Origin of the sequence: Pseudomonas gingeri (genome assembly GCF_013386165.1) — a bacterium.
Lineage (GTDB): Bacteria > Pseudomonadota > Gammaproteobacteria > Pseudomonadales > Pseudomonadaceae > Aquipseudomonas > Aquipseudomonas gingeri_C.
The window spans coordinates 36,367-53,664 of the sequence record NZ_JACAOS010000028.1 but is presented as its reverse complement, the minus strand read 5'-3'; the positions used below and the strand labels follow the sequence as shown (position 1 = coordinate 53,664).

Sequence of the window (17,298 nt, the reverse complement as noted above, 5' to 3'; positions counted from 1 at the left end):
CGTGCGCGCCTATAGCGCCTGACCTGGCGCCTGTGCGCCCGTCCTGTTTTTCGTCCGCATGCCCAGCTGGTCTGAGAACCCGCGTGCGCGTTCGCCTGTTGCATCACCGTCTGCCCCCTGTAGCGGTAACCGCAGAGTTGCCCGACCTAGCCTGATAGAGGAAATAACCATGACACGGATTTCGACATCCATCAGTGAGATCAAGGAACGCTACGACGTCATCGTGATCGGCTCCGGCTACGGCGGTGGTATTGCTGCCTCGCGACTGGCCCGTGCCGGGAAAAGTGTCTGCCTGCTGGAGCGCGGGCGCGAGATGCAGCCGGGGGAATACCCCAACACCATGATCGCGGCGACGGAGGAGTTGCAGGTCCATGATCCGGACGGCCATATCGGTTCGCGCACCGGCTTGTTCGACTTGCACGTCAATGCCCAGCAGAACGTGGTGGTCGGCTGCGGCCTGGGCGGCACCTCGCTGATCAATGCCAACGTGTCCCTGGAACCGGAGCCGGGGGTTTTCGATGACCCGCGCTGGCCCCAGGCGGTCCGTGAACACCGTGACACGCTGCTCGCCGAAGGTTATGCGCGAGCCCGGGAAATGCTCAAGCCCAACCCTTATCCGGCCTCCGGACCGAAACTGCCGAAGCTGGACGCCAATCGCAAGTCGGCGGATTACCTCGAGGAAAAAGCGCATTTCTACACGCCGCCGATCAACGTGACCTTCGACAAGCTGCCCAACAACCTCAACCATGTCGGTGTCGAACAACTGCCGTGCAACCAGTGCGGCGACTGCGTCTCGGGCTGTAACAACAAGGCCAAGAACACCACCTTGATGAACTACTTGCCGGATGCCTGGAACCACGGCGCGGAGATTTTCTGCCAGGCCGAAGTGCGGCACCTGGAGCGTGACGGTGACGGCTGGATCGTGCACTTCCAGTACCTGGACAGCGGCAGGGAAAAATTCTCGGCACCGACGTTGTTTGTCAAAGCCAACATCGTGGTGGTCTCCGCCGGCACCCTGGGCTCCACGGAAATCCTCCTGCGCTCGCGCAGCAAGGGTGTGCCGATGTCCGACCAGCTCGGCGAAAACATGAGCGGCAACGGCGATATCCTCGGTTTCGGCCACAACTGCGAACAGACCATCAACGGCATCGGTTTCGGCGCCCACCCGGCCAAGGAGATGGAGCCGGTCGGGCCGTGCATCACCTCGGTCATCGACATGCGTACCGAAGGCGACTGGCGCAGCCGCATGGTGATCGAGGAGGGCTCGATCCCGGGAGCGCTGGGACGGCCGATGGTGCCGGCCATGGCCGGGTTTGCCGGGATGATCGGCGAGGCCACCGACAAGGGCGTCAGCGCCGAACTGCATTACAAGGCCCGCGAGCTCGAAAGTTTTGTGCGCGGCCCGTATTACGGCGCGCTGCACAATATGCAGACCTACCTGATCATGAGCCATGACGATGGCAAGGGGCGCATGCTGCTGGATGACAAGGATCAGCTGCGCATCGACTGGCCGGGGGTGGGCGAACAGGAAAACTTCAAGCTCGGCAACGAACGCCTGCATCAATCGACCAAGGCCTTGGGCGGGGTCTGGGTGCCGAACCCTATCTGGACCAAGCTGCTCAAGCACAGCATCGTCTCGGTGCACCCGCTGGGCGGCTGCGTGATGGGTGAGGACGCCGCGCAGGGCGTGGTCAACCACAAGGGCCAGGTGTTCAGCGGAGCCTCTGGCGACGCGGTCTATCCGGGGCTGTATGTGACCGATGGGGCGGTGATTCCGACCTCGCTGGCGGTCAACCCGCTGCTGACCATCTCGGCGGTGAGCGAGCGCAATATGGGCCTGCTGGCCGCTGATCGTGGCTGGGTCATCGACTACCGCCTGCCGTCGGCACCGCGCAAACCGGTGGCGCCGCCGACCCTGGGGGTGCAGTTCACTGAAACCATGAAGGGTTATTTTTCCAGGGATTTCACCCAGCCCCAGGGCACCGACCTGGCGCTCTACCAGGCGGCCGCCAAGGCCGGTGAGGCGCAGAACTCACCTATCGAGTTCACCCTGACCATTACCGGCAATGACCTCAATCGCCTGATCAAGGAGCCGGAGCATGCCGCGACCCTGGTCGGCACCCTCAATGCTCCAGCGCTTTCGCCTTATCCGCTGACGGCCAGCAACGGCGTGTTCAACCTGTTCGAGCAGTTTCAGGAGCAGGTCGGCGTGCGCCATATGAACTACGACATGAAACTGACCGCCGAGGATGGTCGCGACTATTACTTCAGCGCCTTCAAGACCGTGCCCGAGGACAACGGCGTGCTGAATATCTGGCCGGACACCAGCACCCTCTACGTCACGCTCTATCAGGGGCCGGACAAGACCGGCGCGGTGATCGGCTCCGGGGTCATGCATATCAAACCGGCCGACTTCGCCAAGCAGATGACCACCATGAAGGTGCTCAATGCGCGCAATGAACGCGAGCGGATCGAAGCCCTGGCGCGTTTCGGCAAGTTCTTCGCCGGGATTCTCTGGGAAAGCTACGGCGGGGTGTTTGCCGGCGATATCTACTTCAACCCGGACGCGCCACCCCGGCACAAGCGGCCGCTGGATGCGCCGGCGCCGAGCGTGCATTTCTTCGAGACCGAGGACAAGGTGCAGCTGCGCCTGACCCGTTACCAGGCGGGTGACAAAGGCCCGGTGATGCTGGTACACGGGCTGGGCGTGGGTTCGAATATCTTCTCCACCGACACCATCCAGACCAACCTGCTGGAGTACCTGTGCAAGCACGACTACGACGTCTGGCTCCTGGATTTCCGCGTCAGCATCCTGCTGCCGGCGAGCAAGCACGAGTGGAACGGCGACCAGATCGCCCAGTATGACTACAAGGCGGCCATTGCGCAGATCCGCCAGGCCACCGGCGCCCTGGACGTGCAATGCGTGGTGCATTGCTACGGCGCCACGACGTTCTTCATGTCAATGCTGGCAGGGTTGCAGGGGGTGCGCTCGGTGGTCTGTTCACAGATTGCCGCAGACACGGTGGTGGCCACGGCGACCGGGATCAAGGCCGGCCTGCACCTGCCGGGGGCGCTGGATGCGGTAGGCATCAAGTCGCTGACCGCCTATGCCGACAGCAAGGAGGGCTGGTTCAACAAGCTCTATGACAAGGCCCTCAACGTCTATGCGCGGATCGAAGCCCAGGGCTATTGCACCAACCCGGTCTGCCACCGGATCACCTTCATGTATGCCTCGCTGTACCGTCACGACACCCTCAATGAAACCCTGCACGACAACCTCCACGAACTGTTCGGCGAGTCGAATATCCAGACCTTCGAGCACCTGGCGCTGATCTGTCGCAAGGGGCATCTGGTGGACTTCAAGGGCAATGATGTCTACATGCCGCATTTCAGCCGGCTGCAATTGCCGATCTGCTTTATCAGCGGTGCCGACAACCAGTGTTACTTGCCGGAAAGTACCGAGAAGACCTACGACCGGCTGGTCGACCTGCATGGCCCCGAGCTGTTCAGCCGCCATGTGGTGCCGGGCTACGGCCATATCGACTGCATGTTCGGCAAGAACGCGGTGGTCGATGTGTATCCACTGATCCTGGAGCACCTGGAGAAAACCGCGTCTTCCTGATGGTCGCGATACCTGTGGCGAGCGGGCTTGCCCGCGCTGGGGCGCGAAGCGGCCCTAAAACCTGCGGACTCGGTACATCAGATAGACCGCGGCGGCCGGTTTTGCGACTGCTCCGCAGCCGAGCGCGGGCAAGCCCGCTCGCCACAAATAAGACGCCGTTGGCCGCAGAACGGGTGCTCCTGCATAACAAGGAAGGGTGATATGGACAATTACATCCGCTGGTTTCAACGCTTTATCTGGATAGGCATCGTGATGAACATGGTGTTCGCACTGCCTGCCTTGTTTGCTCCGGCGCTGCTGACCTCGGTGGTCGGCCTGCCGCCGGTGCTCTCGGACCCCTGGCTGGAAAACGCCGGCATGCTGCTGGTGGGGATCAGCCTGTTCTACATGCCGTCGGGCTTCAATGCCCCGCGCTTCGTGATCCACTCCTGGTTATGCGTCTTGAGCCGGTTGGTCGCCGTGGCGTTCTGGATCTACCTGATCGACACCAGCAGCACCCCCACGGTGTTCGTGCCCATGCTCTACGGCGACCTGAGCATGTTCCTGATCCTGGGCGTCACGCTCTATATGGGCAGCACACCGGCCAACCGGCCCTGGGCCTTGCTGGTTGATGGCTGGCATGCCTGGTGCCAGGGTTGGGAAGCCCGCTGGCATCGCCACGGCTTCCGGGTCGGCCTGCTGATCACCCTGCTGGTGCTGGGTTTTATCGGCTATGAAACTTGGTACAACATGCTGCGGGTGGTGCCCGAGGAGAAGTTCGCCTCCGACGAAGACCACTTCAAATACGCCGCCATCGGCCTGGGCATCGAGGCGCGGATTCCCTACTACCTGTTTGCCGTGCTGCCGCAGATGTGCCCGGAAAAAATGCCCAAGCCCGGCGCCGGTTGGGATGCGTTCGGCTTTCTCTATGAAAACGGTCGCGACCTGCCCATCGGCATGGCCAAGCGGCAGATCGGCTACCCGACCGTGGAGCCCAACTGCGCCTTGTGCCACACCGGCTCCTACCGGGCTTCGCCGAGCGATGTCGCCAAGCCGATCGCCACGGCGCCGGCCAATACCCTGCAACTGCAAGCGTTCCAGTGGTTTGCCTACGATTGCGCCAGCGACCCGAAATTCACCACCGATGCGGTGATGACGGCGATCAACGCCAAGTTCCAGTTGGGCTTCTTCGAGCGCCTGTACAACCGCTACCTGATCATTCCCATGGCCAAGACCGCGCTGCTCAAGCAGAAACAGGCCTACGCCTGGCAGAAACTGCGGCCGGCACAAGGCCCGGGGCGCACCGACACCTTCAACCCGACCAAGATGGTGGTCTTCGGTTTCCCGGACGACTCGACCATCGGCACCGTCGACCTGCCGCAGATCTGGAACCAGAAACCACGGGAGTCGCTGTACCTGCACTGGGACGGCAACAACAACGATATCCACGAGCGCAACTACGCGGCGGCCATGGCCGTGGGCGCGACGCCACAGTCGGTGTTGCCGGAAAGCTTCAACCGGGTCACCAACTGGCTGCTGGGCACCAAGCCGCCGGCCTGGCCGTTCGCCCTGGACCAGGCGCGGGTGGCCCAAGGCAAACCGCTGTGGGACAACAACTGCGCGGGCTGTCATGAGTTCGGCAAGGCCGATACCGGCCAGGTCACGACTAATATCGATCAACTGGGCACCGACTCCCATCGCCTGGATTCCTTCACCGTCGGCCTGGTGCAGGCGTTCCATGGCTTCAAGAAACCGCCCTTCGACTTCAATGCCTATCGCAAGACCCAGAGCTACAGCAATACGCCTACCGACGGCGTCTGGATGCGTGCGCCGTACCTGCACAACGGCTCGGTGCCGAGCCTGTGGGACCTGTTGCAGAGCCCGGATAAACGGCCTGTGGTGTTCAACACCGGTTCGGATGTCTACGACCCGGTCAAGGTCGGCTTCGTCACCAGCGGCCCATTGGTCCAGGCGCCGACCTACTTCCGTTATGACACACGCCTGGAAGGCAACCACAACAGTGGGCACCTGTACGGGACCCAACTGACCGACGCCGAGAAATGGGCGCTGATCGAATTCATGAAGACGTTGTAGGGAGACCGCCATGAACTTGTCGCATCTGGAAAATGAATTAGCCAAAATCCGCGTCCGCCTCAGCGGTCTGAAAGCCCGGATGGAGTTGTCCTGGAAAAAACTCATCAGTGATATCGAACCCGAGGAATTCCAGGCCATCCAGACGTTGTTGCAACGTGGGCACGACCAGGCCCAGTACGTGCTGGACCATGGCGATCTGCCGACAGACGAGCCATCGGTGCCGTGGGAGTTGTCCCATGGGCTGTCGATCCTGCATCTGGGCAACGCCAAGGCCTTGCCGACCTCGGAGTCGCAATTGCCGACCCGGGTCCTCAAGGACGGTACGTTGCTGGGCTGTCGCAAGTGGGAGTTGCTGGACCTGCTGTGGAGCGAGGCGCTGATCAAGTGGATCGAAAACCTGCGACGCCATGCCGCCTTCGGTACCACGCCGATGGTGATGATGATCGACAACGAGGTGACTTTGGCGATTGCCGGCGACTGGGGCACCGGGCCCTTTGAAAGCCATGCCCCGGCGGTCAATGTCGCCAACCAGATGCAACTGGCCCAGGCTGATTTCACCATTCACCTGGGGGATGTCTACTACGCCGGCACCGGTTCCGAGGAGGATGTCGACATGGCCGGTTGGCCGATGGGCAAGCACGGCGCCTTCACCCTCAACTCCAACCACGAGATGTACAGCGGTGCCCATGGCTATTTCGCGGAACTCAACTCACGTTTCCCGGTGCAGCAGGGCACCAGCTACTTTGCCTTGTACAACGATCACTGGCTGATTGTCGGGCTGGATTCGGCCTATGCCTCCGCGCCGCTCGGTCTCTATATGGACGGCACCCTGAACCAGCAGCAGATCGACTGGATGAAGAGCTTGCCCAAGGGCCGGAAGTTGATGGTGCTCAGTCATCACCAGGGTTTCGATATCAGTGGGGAAAACCAGACCACGCTGTATCAACCGGTGTGTGACGCCCTGGGCCGGGTGCCGGATTACTGGTACTGGGGGCATCTGCATAACGGTATCGTTTACGCCGAGCAGGGCGGGTTGCGGGCGCGCTGTGCCGGGCATGGGGCGATTCCCTATGGCGTGACCAGCGAGCTGGACGGCAATGAGCGGGTGCTGTTTTCCGAATTCAAGAATGCCATGGACGACGAATACCCGGAGCGGGTGCTCAATGGGTACGTCAAGGTGCGGCTAAGCGGAGAGAATATTATCGAGGAGTTTATTGGCGAGGATGGGACGGTGCGGTGGGCGTCGCATAGCTAGAGAGATGTTGATTGTGCCGACGCCATCGCCAGCAAGCCGGCTCCTACATTAGTCTTGTGTCGTTCCATGATCGGGCGAACGACACAAGACTGTAGGCGCCGGCTTGCTGGCGATAGCGGTTTCAGCCGCAATGACTCCCGTCAGCCGTGAACCGGTACGCCTTTGAGGTACGGCGCAGGCTCGGCTCCCAGGTTGCTCAGCAGCCGCTCGCTGTACCAATCGACGAAGTTGACCACGCCAAACTCATAGGTTTTCGAGTACGGGCCCGGCTGGTACGCCGTGGAGTTGATACCGCGCTGGTTCTCTTCGGCCAGGCGACGGTCCTGGTCGTTGGTCGCATCCCAGACTTCACGCATGCGCGCCACGTCATAGTCGACGCCTTCGACCGCATCCTTGTGCACCAGCCACTTGGTGGTGACCATGGTTTCCTGGGCGCTGATCGGCCACACGGTGAACACGATGATGTGGTCGCCCATGCAGTGGTTCCACGAGTGCGGCAGGTGAAGGATGCGCATCGAACCCAGGTCCGGGTTCTTGATCCGGCCCATCAGCTTCTTGCAGCCCTGCTGGCCGTCCATGGTCATGGACACGGTGCCCTTGAGCAGCGGCATGCGCACGATACGGTTACGCAGGCCGAAGCTGGCGTGGGCGTAAGGGATCTTCTCGGCTTCCCAGGCCACGGTGCATTCGGCTACGTGGTCCTTGAATTTCTGGTCGGCCCGCGGGTCGGTGACGTCGTCCCATTCCAGCAGGGTTTTCAGCAGTTCCGGGTGGGAGCCGCCGCAGTGGTAGCACTCGCGGTTGTTCTCCAGCACCAGCTTCCAGTTGGCCTTCTCCATCAAGGTGGTTTGCACCGCCACCTTGGTGTTTTCCATGTCGTAGGGTTCCATGTAGTGATTCAGAGTCGCCAGGAACTCGTCGATCGGCGGCGGGGTCTGCGCCAGGCTGATGAAAATGTAGCCACCGGAAGCCTTCACGTGCACCGGCTTGAGGCCGTATTGCTTCATGTCGAAGTCGGCGCCCATCTCGGTGCCGGCGAACAGCAGGCGGCCATCCAGTTCATAGGTCCACTGGTGGTAGTGGCAGACCAGCTTGGCGACCTTGCCCTTGTCGCTGGTGCACAAACGCGAACCACGGTGGCGGCAGACGTTGTGGAAAGCGTGGACCACGCCATCGGCGCCGCGAATCACGATGATCGGGTTTTTGCCGATCTGCAGGGTGATGTAGTTGCCCTTGGCCGGGATTTCGCAGGTCATGCCGGCGATCAACCACTCTTTCTGGAAGATTTCCTGCATATCGATTTCGTACAGCCGCTCATCGGAGTAGAACGGTTGCGGCAGGGAATAGGTGCGCTCGCGCTCTTGCAGCATTTGCGCGGTGGCCTTGCGTGCGGGTTCCAGCGGATCGCCCAGGCTCAGGGTTGCGGTGACGTCCATCGATTTAGTCCTCATGGCCATGCGGTGTGGCCGGCGAATAGTGGCTGATACGGCTGATACGGTTGCGACGCAAGACAAGAATGCTGTGGATCATTTGCGATGGAGTGTGCGACTGGTAGCGACATGAACCTTATCCATGGGCGACATGGCCGAATCCGTTCCCGACGCGCAAGCCCCGGTCGTTGTGGGCTGGTCGCGATAAGCATGCCAATGTCGCGGATAGGTAAATGGTCGCATCGACCCTTGCGCAGAATCGCCAACATAGAGCCGACAGTCGGCGGTGGAGAACAATATGTCGAACAACTTCCTCAATCCGGTAACAACCCAGACCTGGGCCAATGGTCGGCATATCGTGCGCTGCGTGAAAGTCATCCAGGAAACCTGGGATGTCCGCACCTTCTGCTTCATGGCTGACCAGCCGATCATGTTCTTTTTCAAGCCGGGGCAGTTTGTCACCCTGGAGCTGGAAATCGAAGGCCAGCCGATCATGCGCTCCTACACCATTTCCAGCTCGCCGTCGGTGCCTTACAGCTTTTCCGTGACCATCAAGCGCGTGCCGGGTGGCAAGGTCTCGAACTGGTTGCACGACACCTTGCACGAAGGCCAGGAGCTGGCGGTGCACGGGCCGGTGGGCTTGTTCAACGCCATCGACTTCCCGAGCCCGAAAGTGCTGTACCTGAGTGGTGGCGTCGGTATTACGCCGGTGATGTCCATGGCCCGCTGGTTCTACGACACCAACGCGAATGTCGACATGGTGTTTATCCACAGCGCCCGTTCGCCGAAAGACATCATCTATCACCGCGAGCTGGAGCATATGGCGTCGCGGATCGACAACTTCAGCCTGCACCTGATTTGTGAGAAGCACGGCCTGGGCGAGCCTTGGGCCGGTTATCGCGGCTACCTGAACCACAAGATGCTGGAGTTGATGACCCCGGACTTCCTTGAGCGCGAGGTCTTCTGCTGCGGCCCGACGCCTTACATGAGTGCGGTCAAGCGCCTGCTGGAAGCGGCCGGGTTCGATATGAGCCGTTACCACGAGGAATCGTTTGGCGCGACGCCGCCGGAAGCCCGTGCCGATGCGGTGGAGCAGGCCGAACAGGCCGCCGAGGCGCCGGAAGTGGATGCCGCGGACCTGCATCAGGTGGAGTTCACCGCGACTGGGAAGAGCATTCGTGTGGCGCCGGGAGAAACCGTGCATGCGGCAGCGGCCAAGCTTGGCCTGATGATTCCCAAGGCCTGCGGCATGGGCATCTGCGGGACCTGCAAGGTACTCAAGCTGGGCGGCGAAGTGGAGATGGAGCACAACGGCGGGATCACCGACGACGATGTGGCCGAGGGTTATATCCTGTCGTGCTGCAGCGTGCCGAAGGGTGATGTGCGGATCGAGTACTGATCTGCCCTTGGGCGGAACTCTGCTGCGTCGCGAGATATTTAATGTGGCGAGCGGGCTTGCCCGCGTTGGGCTGCGTAGCAGCCCCAAAACCTGTTTCCCTGTTCCCTCAGCCAAAACGCGGTCGCTGGTTTTAGGGGCGCTTCGCGCCCCAGCGCGGGCAAGCCCGCTCGCCACAGGTGGGTATTCGTCTGCCTTTAGAGGCTGAACCGCGCCACCATGCTGTTCAAATCCACTGCCAGGCGCGACAGCTCATTGCTCGCCGCGCTGGTCTGGTTCGCCCCGGTCGCCGATTGCACCGACAGATCACGGATATTCACCAGGTTACGATCCACCTCACGGGCCACCTGAGCCTGTTCCTCCGCCGCACTGGCGATCACCAGATTACGCTCGTTGATCTCGACGATGGCCGTGTTGATGGTGTCCAGCGCCAAGCCCGCGCCCTTGGCAATATTCAAGGTCGACTCGGCCCGCTCGGTGCTGTTACGCATCGAATCCACCGCCTGTTCGGTGCCACCCTGGATGCTGCCGATCATCCGTTCGATTTCGCTGGTGGACTGCTGGGTGCGATGGGCCAGGGCCCGGACCTCATCCGCCACCACGGCAAAACCACGACCGGCTTCCCCGGCCCGGGCTGCTTCAATCGCCGCGTTCAGGGCCAGCAGGTTGGTCTGGTCGGCCAGGCCGCGAATCACGTCCAATACCTTGCCGATATCCTGGGATTCCTTGGCCAGGTTGCCGATCAGCGTCGCGGTGCCCTGCACATCGCTGCTCATGCGCTCGATGGCGCCGACGGTTTCCTGGACCAGGTCACGACCGTCACCGGCTGAAGCAGTGGCATTTTTCGAGGCTTCGGAGGTGCTCACGGCATTGCGTGCGACTTCTTCCACGGCGCTGGTCATTTCATTGACGGCGGTGGCCGCCTGCTCGATCTCGTTGTTCTGCCGCACCAGACCACGGGCGCTTTCGTCGGTGACGGCGTTCAGCTCTTCCGCCGCCGAAGCCAACTGGGTGGCCGAACCGGAAATACGCTGCAGGGTGTCGCGCAGTTTCTGCTGCATCTTGACCATGGCCTGCAGCAGGCGACCGGCTTCGTCATTGCCCTCGACCTTGATCGGTCGGGTCAGGTCGCCTTCGGCGATCTGCTCGGCGGCGTTCAGGGCGTCGGCGATGGGGTGGGTGATGCTGTTGGTCAGCAGCCAGGCGAGCAGGAGGGTCAGGCCGGTGGCGATCACCAGCAGACCCACCACCAGGTTGAACGCCGAAGCGTACTGGTTGGCGGCGTCTTGATGGGTGTCGTCGGTCTGCTGGGTATTGATCTCCACCAGCTTGGTGAGCACGGTATTGACCTGCTCGGAGTTGGCCAGCAACTCGCTGTTGATCAAGGCCGCCAGTTCAGTGACCTGATTGTTGCGCGACAGGCCCTTCATCCGGTCTTCAAGCTGACGGTACTGACCGAGTACCTGTACATAGCGGTCGTAGGCCGCACGTTCTTCCGGGCTGGTGATCAGCTTTTCGTAAATCGCCTGGGCCTTGCCGATCTGCTGGTTGCGCTGGGTGAACAGGTCGAGGATTTTCTGTTGCTCGTCGGGCGTCCGGTTGGTCACCAGGCGATAGGACAGTACCCGCAGGCGCAGGGTCAGTTGGGTGAGGTCGTCGAGGCTCCTGATGCTCGGCACGCTGTTGGTGCTCAGCTCTTCGGCGGCGCCACGGATCTTGCTCATCTGGTTCAGGGCAAATATCCCCAGGATCAGCATCAGCGCGCCGATCACGGCGAAGCTGAGGAATGCGCGCGGAGCGATGTTCATATTGCGTAGGGACATGGTGGCTACCTGAGAGGAGGGCGCATTCCGTGCGACTTTTAAGGCGTGTTTGAATGACCTATCGGTCATTCGACTAAAGTCTTAAGCCCCTGCGCGTATTTGTCGCAGGAGAAGGTTTCCGACAGGGGGTGGGGAACATGTCCTGGCAATCGCAGTCCCTAAGGTTCGAGGAAAAGCATCCCGCCAGGAAAATCAAGGCTTTGCGACAGTTTTCCCCTGGCAAACGGGGGGGCTTTTCTTTATCGTACGCGCCCTTTGAAACTGCCCGAGAGATCAAGAAAATGTTGGAAGCTTCCCTGAGTCAACTGGAACAACTGGTCAGCGAGCTGGTTCAGCAAAAGCAGGAACTGCTGGCGGCCAATGCCACGCTGAGCGCCGAGCTGGCCCAGGCCAAGGATGAAAACGAAAGCCTGCAACTGAACCTGATGGAGCAGGAAGAAAAGCACGGTGCCACCGCCGCCCGTATCCAGGCGCTGGTTGAGCGTGTCAGCGCAGGTCCTGTGAGCGCATGAAGACCAGCACCGACGGGGTGACCGTCATCTCGATCCTTGGCGAGGAATACTCGATCAAGGCCCCGGCCGGCCAGGAGCAGACGTTGCACGATGCAACCCACATGCTGAAGATGGCCCTGGTCGACACCAAGAAGAAGTTTCCCACGCTGATCGGCGAGCAATTGCTGGTCCTGGCGGCGCTGAACCTGTGTTCCCAGCAGATCACCGCGCAGCGCCAGCACCGTGAGGAGCTCGACCGTTATCAAGAGCAAGTCAGCGCCACGGTTGAGGTGATTTCGAAAACCATCGGGCAGAGCTGAGCCGGCCTCTGGGAGGCTGTCGGTGACGGTAGCGTCTTGTCGTGTCAACAAAGCTGTTGTGTATTGTATTTGTGTTTGTATACAAAATGGCATGACGATTGCTGTGTGAACATCTCTTGTCCTTTGGAGGTGTTCCATGCCGTTTTGGCGCCGCAGTATTCAATGGCAGTTGATCCTGGGAATGGGCAGCGCGTTGCTGGTCAGTATCCTGATCGTCGTGGGCATCTACACGGCAGTCGTCAACCGCCTGACGCGCAACTACCTGATCGATCAGGCGCTGCCATCGAGCATCGAAGCCACCCGCAACGATATCGAACGGATCCTGGTCCAGCCGCTGACGGCGGCGCGGGACATTGCCGCCAACCGACAGGTACGCGACTGGCTGGCCGCTGGCGAGGACAGTGGCCAATCGGCGAGCTTTGTGGGCTATCTGGACGGTATCCGCAGCGAACACCAAGCTTTTACCGCGTTGATTGCCGGCGCCGAGAGCAGTCACTACTACACCGAAAAAGGCCTTGAGCGGACCCTGAGTCGCACAAACCCGGCGGACAGCTGGTTCTATGCCTTCCTCGACAGCGGCAAGCCGAGCACCCTCAATATCGACACGGACACCGGCAGCGGTGAACTGACGCTGTTTATCGATCTGCGCATCGAGCAGGCCGGCAAGACCCTGGGCGTGGCCGGGCTGGGCCTGCGGATACGCGAATTGTCGGAGCTGATTCACAACTACCGCTTCGGTGAGCGCGGCAAGGTCTATCTGGTGCGTGCGGACGGTTTGATCCAGGTTCACCCGCAGCCTGAATTCAGTGGCAAGCGGCGCTTGGCCGAACAGATCGGCAACACCGCTGCGGCGGCGGTCATGGGCCACACGGGACTGGTTGACAGCAGGTTCGAACGCGATGGCGAGGAGTTCCTGGCACTGAGCCTGCCACTGCGTGACCTGGGCTGGACGCTGGTGATCGAAGTCCCGCAGGCGCAGCTCTATGCCCAGGCACGGCAGGCGACCTGGATCAGCAGCCTGATCGGTCTCGCGGTAGCCCTGCTCAGCCTGTTGCTGGTCATCTGGCTGGCGCGTGGGTTGGTGCGCCCGATCCGTCGGGTAACAGCGGCATTGGTGGCGATTGGTAGCGGTGGTGGCGATCTGACACAGCGTCTCGATGATTCCCGTGCCGACGAGCTGGGTGACCTGGCGCGAGGTTTCAACCGTTTCCTGGATAGCCAGCGCGATCTGATCGGCGAGGTGCTGACCACCAGCGAGCGCTTGCGCCAGGCTGTCGGACAGGTGGCCCAGGTGGTGGATAACACCGCGCAGCGTTCCGGACGGCAGCAGGAAATGACCGACATGGTGGCCACGGCGGTCCATGAAATGGGCCTGACGGTGCAGGACATCGCGCAGAACGCCGGCAACGCGGCCTATGCGTCGCAAACGGCGCGGGATGAGGCCCAGCAAGCGCGGGAAATTGTCGGCGGATCGATTCTGCACATCGAGGGCATGTCCCGGGAAATCGGCCAGGCCGCGCACGCCGTGGGCGAGCTGGCGGTCCAGGTGGCCTCCATCGACCAGGTGCTGGCGGTGATTCGCGGTATTTCCGAACAGACCAACCTGCTGGCACTCAATGCTGCCATCGAAGCGGCGCGGGCGGGCGATATGGGGCGGGGGTTCGCGGTGGTCGCCGATGAAGTGCGGACCCTGGCGCGGCGGACCCAGGGCTCCACCGATGAAATCCAGGCGATGATCCAGAGTCTCAAGCAGGGCGCCGAGCATGCGGTGTCATCGATGCGCTCGGGGCAGGCGGCGACGGGTACCGGGGTTGAGGCCAGCCAACGGACGGGGGCTTCGCTGCAAGCGATTACCGGGCAGGTCGAGCGTATCAGCGACATGAATCAGCAGGTGGCGACGGCAACGGAAGAACAGTCGGCGGTGACCGAGGAAATCAATCGCAACGTGCAGGGGATTTCCGATCTGGCCCGGGAGACGGCCGGTGAGGTCAGGGCGTGCCGGGAGGATTGCCAGGCGTTGCTGCGGCTGGCCGATGACCTGGCGCAGCAGATGGGTGGTTTTCGCTTGAAATGATCGTATCCGTCGCAGGGCGGGCTTATCGGCGAACAAAACTCGCCGGTGAGCCGCGCCCTGCGGACCGGTGGTCAGGCGCTCATAACGGTGCGGATATCCGCCGCCAGTTCCCGTACCCGTGCTTCTTCGGTGTCCCACGAGCACATGAAACGGGCGCCGCCCTTGCCGATGAAGGTATAGAAACGCCAGCCCTTGGCGGTCAGCGCGGCGATGGCCGGCTCCGAGAGGTGCAGGAACACGCCGTTGGCTTCCACCGGGAACATCAGCTCCACGCCGGGAATGTCCTTGACCAGGCTGCTGAGCAACTGCGCGCAGTGGTTGGCGTGGCGGGCGTGCTTGAGCCAGGCGTCGTTTTCCAGCAAGCCGACCCAGGGCGCTGAGAGAAAGCGCATCTTTGAAGCAAGCTGCCCGGCCTGCTTGCAGCGGTAGTCGAAGTCCACCGCCAGGTCGTGGTTGAAGAACAGGATCGCTTCACCCACCGCCATGCCGTTTTTCGTGCCGCCGAAGCACAACACGTCGACGCCGGCCTTCCAGGTCAGCTCCGCCGGGGTGCAACCGAGGTAGGCGCAGGCATTGGAGAAACGCGCGCCGTCCATGTGCAGGTGCAGGCCCAGTTCCTTGCAAGTGGCACTGATGGCGCGGATTTCATCCGGGGTGTAGACGCTGCCGACTTCAGTGGCCTGGGTCAGGGTCACCACGCGCGGTTTGGGGTAGTGGATGTCCTGGCGCTTGAGGGCGATTTCGCGGATCGAGTCCGGGGTCAGCTTGCCGTTTTCGGTGCGGGCGGTGAGCAGCTTGGAGCCGTTGGAGAAAAACTCCGGCGCGCCGCATTCGTCGGTTTCGACGTGGGCGGTCTCCGAGCAGATCACGCTGTGGTAGCTCTGGCACAGCGACGACAGGGCCAGGGAGTTGGCCGCGGTGCCGTTGAAGGCGAAGAACACTTCACTGTCGGTTTCGAACAGATGGCGGAAGCCGTCGGCGGCGCGCTGGGTCCATTCGTCGTCGCCGTAGGCGCGCTGGTGGCCGTGGTTGGCCTGTTCCATGGCGGCCCAGGCCTCGGGGCAGATACCGGAATAGTTGTCGCTGGCGAATTGTTGGCTCTTGTCGGTCATGGCCCGGTCCTTGTGAACGATTATGGTGCGCACTGTAACCAGAATTGACGTTATCGCACAGGCACAGTTTCCGTAGGAAAACGCCTCTATCCAAAGATCACGAATCACCTTGTGGCGAGCGGGCTTGCCCGCGCTGGGGTGCGAAGCACCCCTGAAACCAGATAATTCGTTGTGCCTGATACAGCGAGGTGTCCGGTTTTGCGACTGCTGCGCAGTCGAGCGCGGGCAAGCCCGCTCGCCACAGGGGGCCCCGAATGCCTTGTTTGTTCAAGCGCGCCAAGCCATGTCGTAAACGCACCTTTGCGTGGCGTCCATAGGCATTTGATCGGTCTGCGTCGGCCCTACCATCGCATTCAAAGGGCACTGCCGTCAGGCAAAGGCCTCACCGAGACGAATGGCGCACCAACGCCGCTGGGAGAGACGCGATGTTCAGCAAGCAAGACCAGATCCAGGGTTATGATGATGCACTGATGGCGGCCATGAATGCCGAGGAGCAACGTCAGGAAGATCACATCGAGCTGATCGCGTCGGAAAACTACACCAGCAAGCGCGTCATGCAGGCCCAGGGCAGCGGTCTGACCAACAAATACGCCGAAGGTTATCCAGGCAAGCGTTACTACGGTGGCTGCGAGCACGTGGACAAAGTCGAGGCCCTGGCCATCGAACGCGCCAAGCAACTGTTCGGCGCCGATTACGCCAACGTCCAGCCGCACTCCGGCTCCTCGGCCAACAGCGCCGTGTACCTGGCCCTGCTGCAAGCCGGTGACACCATCCTGGGCATGAGCCTGGCCCACGGCGGCCACCTGACCCACGGGGCCAAGGTGTCGTCCTCGGGCAAGCTGTACAACGCCGTTCAATACGGGATCAACACCGATACCGGTCTGATCGACTACGACGAAGTCGAGCGCCTGGCGGTCGAGCATCAGCCGAAGATGATTGTTGCCGGTTTCTCGGCTTACTCGAAAACCCTCGATTTCCCACGCTTCCGTCAGATCGCCGACAAGGTCGGTGCACTGTTGTTCGTCGACATGGCCCACGTCGCCGGCCTGGTTGCCGCCGGCCTGTACCCGAACCCGCTGCCGTATGCCGATGTGGTCACCACCACCACTCACAAGACCCTGCGCGGTCCCCGTGGCGGTCTGATCCTGGCCAAGGCCAACGAAGAAATCGAGAAGAAACTCAACGCCGCGGTATTCCCGGGCGCCCAGGGCGGCCCGCTGATGCACGTGATCGCCGGCAAGGCCGTGTGCTTCAAGGAAGCCCTGGAACCGGGCTTCAAGGTCTATCAGCAACAAGTGATCGATAACGCCCAGGCGATGGCGAGCGTATTTATCAAACGCGGCTACGATGTAGTGTCCGGCGGCACCGACAACCACCTGTTCCTGGTCAGCCTGATCCGTCAAGGCCTGACCGGCAAAGAGGCCGACGCCGCCCTGGGCCGTGCCCATATCACCGTGAACAAGAACGCCGTGCCGAACGATCCACAGTCGCCGTTCGTGACCTCGGGCCTGCGCATCGGCACCCCGGCCGTCACCAGCCGTGGTTTCAAAGTGTCCCAGTGCGTTGAACTGGCTGGCTGGATCTGCGACATCCTCGACAACCTCGGCGACGCCGATGTCGAAGCGAACGTCGCCAAGCACGTGACTGCACTGTGCGCGGATTTCCCGGTTTATCGCTGAGAGCGGTTTTGGAGTAAATGACT

General features: G+C 61.7%; 11 protein-coding genes and 2 pseudogenes. 9 read left to right on the top strand and 4 right to left on the bottom strand.

Annotated elements, in window-relative coordinates; translation table 11 throughout:
- Positions 1 to 169: 169 nt before the first annotated feature.
- The 3 genes from HX866_RS30775 to HX866_RS30765 all read left to right on the top strand — a co-directional run bounded on the left by HX866_RS30775 (position 170) and on the right by HX866_RS30765 (position 6,950).
- Entirely contained in the window at positions 170 to 3,622 is a 3,453-nt protein-coding gene (locus tag HX866_RS30775) for a GMC family oxidoreductase N-terminal domain-containing protein (RefSeq protein ID WP_177141053.1), read from the top strand.
- A gap of 201 nt (positions 3,623 to 3,823) precedes the next feature.
- Entirely contained in the window at positions 3,824 to 5,695 is a 1,872-nt protein-coding gene (locus HX866_RS30770; protein ID WP_177141052.1) for a hypothetical protein, read from the top strand.
- 10 nt (positions 5,696 to 5,705) lie between these two features.
- Positions 5,706 to 6,950 (top strand): metallophosphoesterase family protein, encoded by a 1,245-nt coding sequence (locus HX866_RS30765; RefSeq protein ID WP_177141051.1) that lies wholly within the window; start codon positions 5,706 to 5,708, stop codon positions 6,948 to 6,950.
- Positions 6,951 to 7,090: 140 nt separating this feature from the next.
- Here HX866_RS30765 and gbcA read toward each other — a convergent pair whose 3' ends face one another.
- Entirely contained in the window at positions 7,091 to 8,386 is a 1,296-nt protein-coding gene (gene gbcA / locus HX866_RS30760; protein ID WP_177098471.1) for a glycine-betaine demethylase subunit GbcA, read from the bottom strand.
- Between the two features lie 292 nt (positions 8,387 to 8,678).
- Here gbcA and gbcB point away from each other — a divergent pair, with 292 nt between their 5' ends.
- On the top strand, positions 8,679 to 9,779 hold the full coding sequence (gbcB, locus tag HX866_RS30755) for a glycine-betaine demethylase subunit GbcB (RefSeq protein ID WP_177099333.1): 1,101 nt from the start codon (positions 8,679 to 8,681) through the stop codon (positions 9,777 to 9,779).
- Between the two features lie 194 nt (positions 9,780 to 9,973).
- Here gbcB and HX866_RS35070 read toward each other — a convergent pair whose 3' ends face one another.
- Together HX866_RS35070 and HX866_RS35065 are read right to left on the bottom strand one after the other, a co-directional pair.
- The gene (locus HX866_RS35070; RefSeq protein WP_442604712.1) at positions 9,974 to 10,837 is read right to left on the bottom strand and encodes a methyl-accepting chemotaxis protein; all 864 of its coding nucleotides are present in this window, start codon (positions 10,835 to 10,837) and stop codon (positions 9,974 to 9,976) included.
- A pseudogene (locus HX866_RS35065) lies at positions 10,829 to 11,584 on the bottom strand (MCP four helix bundle domain-containing protein); the annotation flags it as partial. The pseudogene HX866_RS35065 and the gene HX866_RS35070, both read right to left, overlap by 9 nt.
- 296 nt (positions 11,585 to 11,880) lie before the next feature.
- Here HX866_RS35065 and HX866_RS30745 point away from each other — a divergent pair.
- The 4 genes and pseudogenes from HX866_RS30745 to HX866_RS34955 all read left to right on the top strand — a co-directional run bounded on the left by HX866_RS30745 (position 11,881) and on the right by HX866_RS34955 (position 14,484).
- The gene (locus HX866_RS30745; RefSeq protein WP_177098468.1) at positions 11,881 to 12,111 is read left to right on the top strand and encodes a hypothetical protein; all 231 of its coding nucleotides are present in this window, start codon (positions 11,881 to 11,883) and stop codon (positions 12,109 to 12,111) included.
- Positions 12,108 to 12,410 carry a cell division protein ZapA gene (locus HX866_RS30740; RefSeq protein WP_177098467.1) on the top strand — a complete coding sequence of 101 codons (303 nt, stop codon included), beginning with the start codon at positions 12,108 to 12,110 and terminating at the stop codon, positions 12,408 to 12,410. The genes HX866_RS30745 and HX866_RS30740 overlap by 4 nt, the downstream gene beginning before the upstream one ends.
- A 136-nt stretch (positions 12,411 to 12,546) precedes the next feature.
- Positions 12,547 to 13,620 (top strand): annotated as a pseudogene (locus HX866_RS34960) (HAMP domain-containing protein); the annotation flags it as partial.
- A gap of 123 nt (positions 13,621 to 13,743) precedes the next feature.
- Positions 13,744 to 14,484 (top strand): methyl-accepting chemotaxis protein, encoded by a 741-nt coding sequence (locus tag HX866_RS34955; protein WP_371319306.1) that lies wholly within the window; start codon positions 13,744 to 13,746, stop codon positions 14,482 to 14,484.
- 71 nt (positions 14,485 to 14,555) lie between these two features.
- Here HX866_RS34955 and HX866_RS30730 read toward each other — a convergent pair whose 3' ends face one another.
- The gene (locus tag HX866_RS30730; protein WP_177098465.1) at positions 14,556 to 15,596 is read right to left on the bottom strand and encodes a threonine aldolase family protein; all 1,041 of its coding nucleotides are present in this window, start codon (positions 15,594 to 15,596) and stop codon (positions 14,556 to 14,558) included.
- 425 nt (positions 15,597 to 16,021) lie between these two features.
- On the opposite strand from HX866_RS30730, the gene HX866_RS30725 reads away from it, so the two are divergent.
- Positions 16,022 to 17,275, top strand: coding sequence for a serine hydroxymethyltransferase (locus tag HX866_RS30725; protein WP_177098464.1), 1,254 nt, complete (start codon positions 16,022 to 16,024; stop codon positions 17,273 to 17,275).
- Positions 17,276 to 17,298 lie beyond the last annotated feature (23 nt).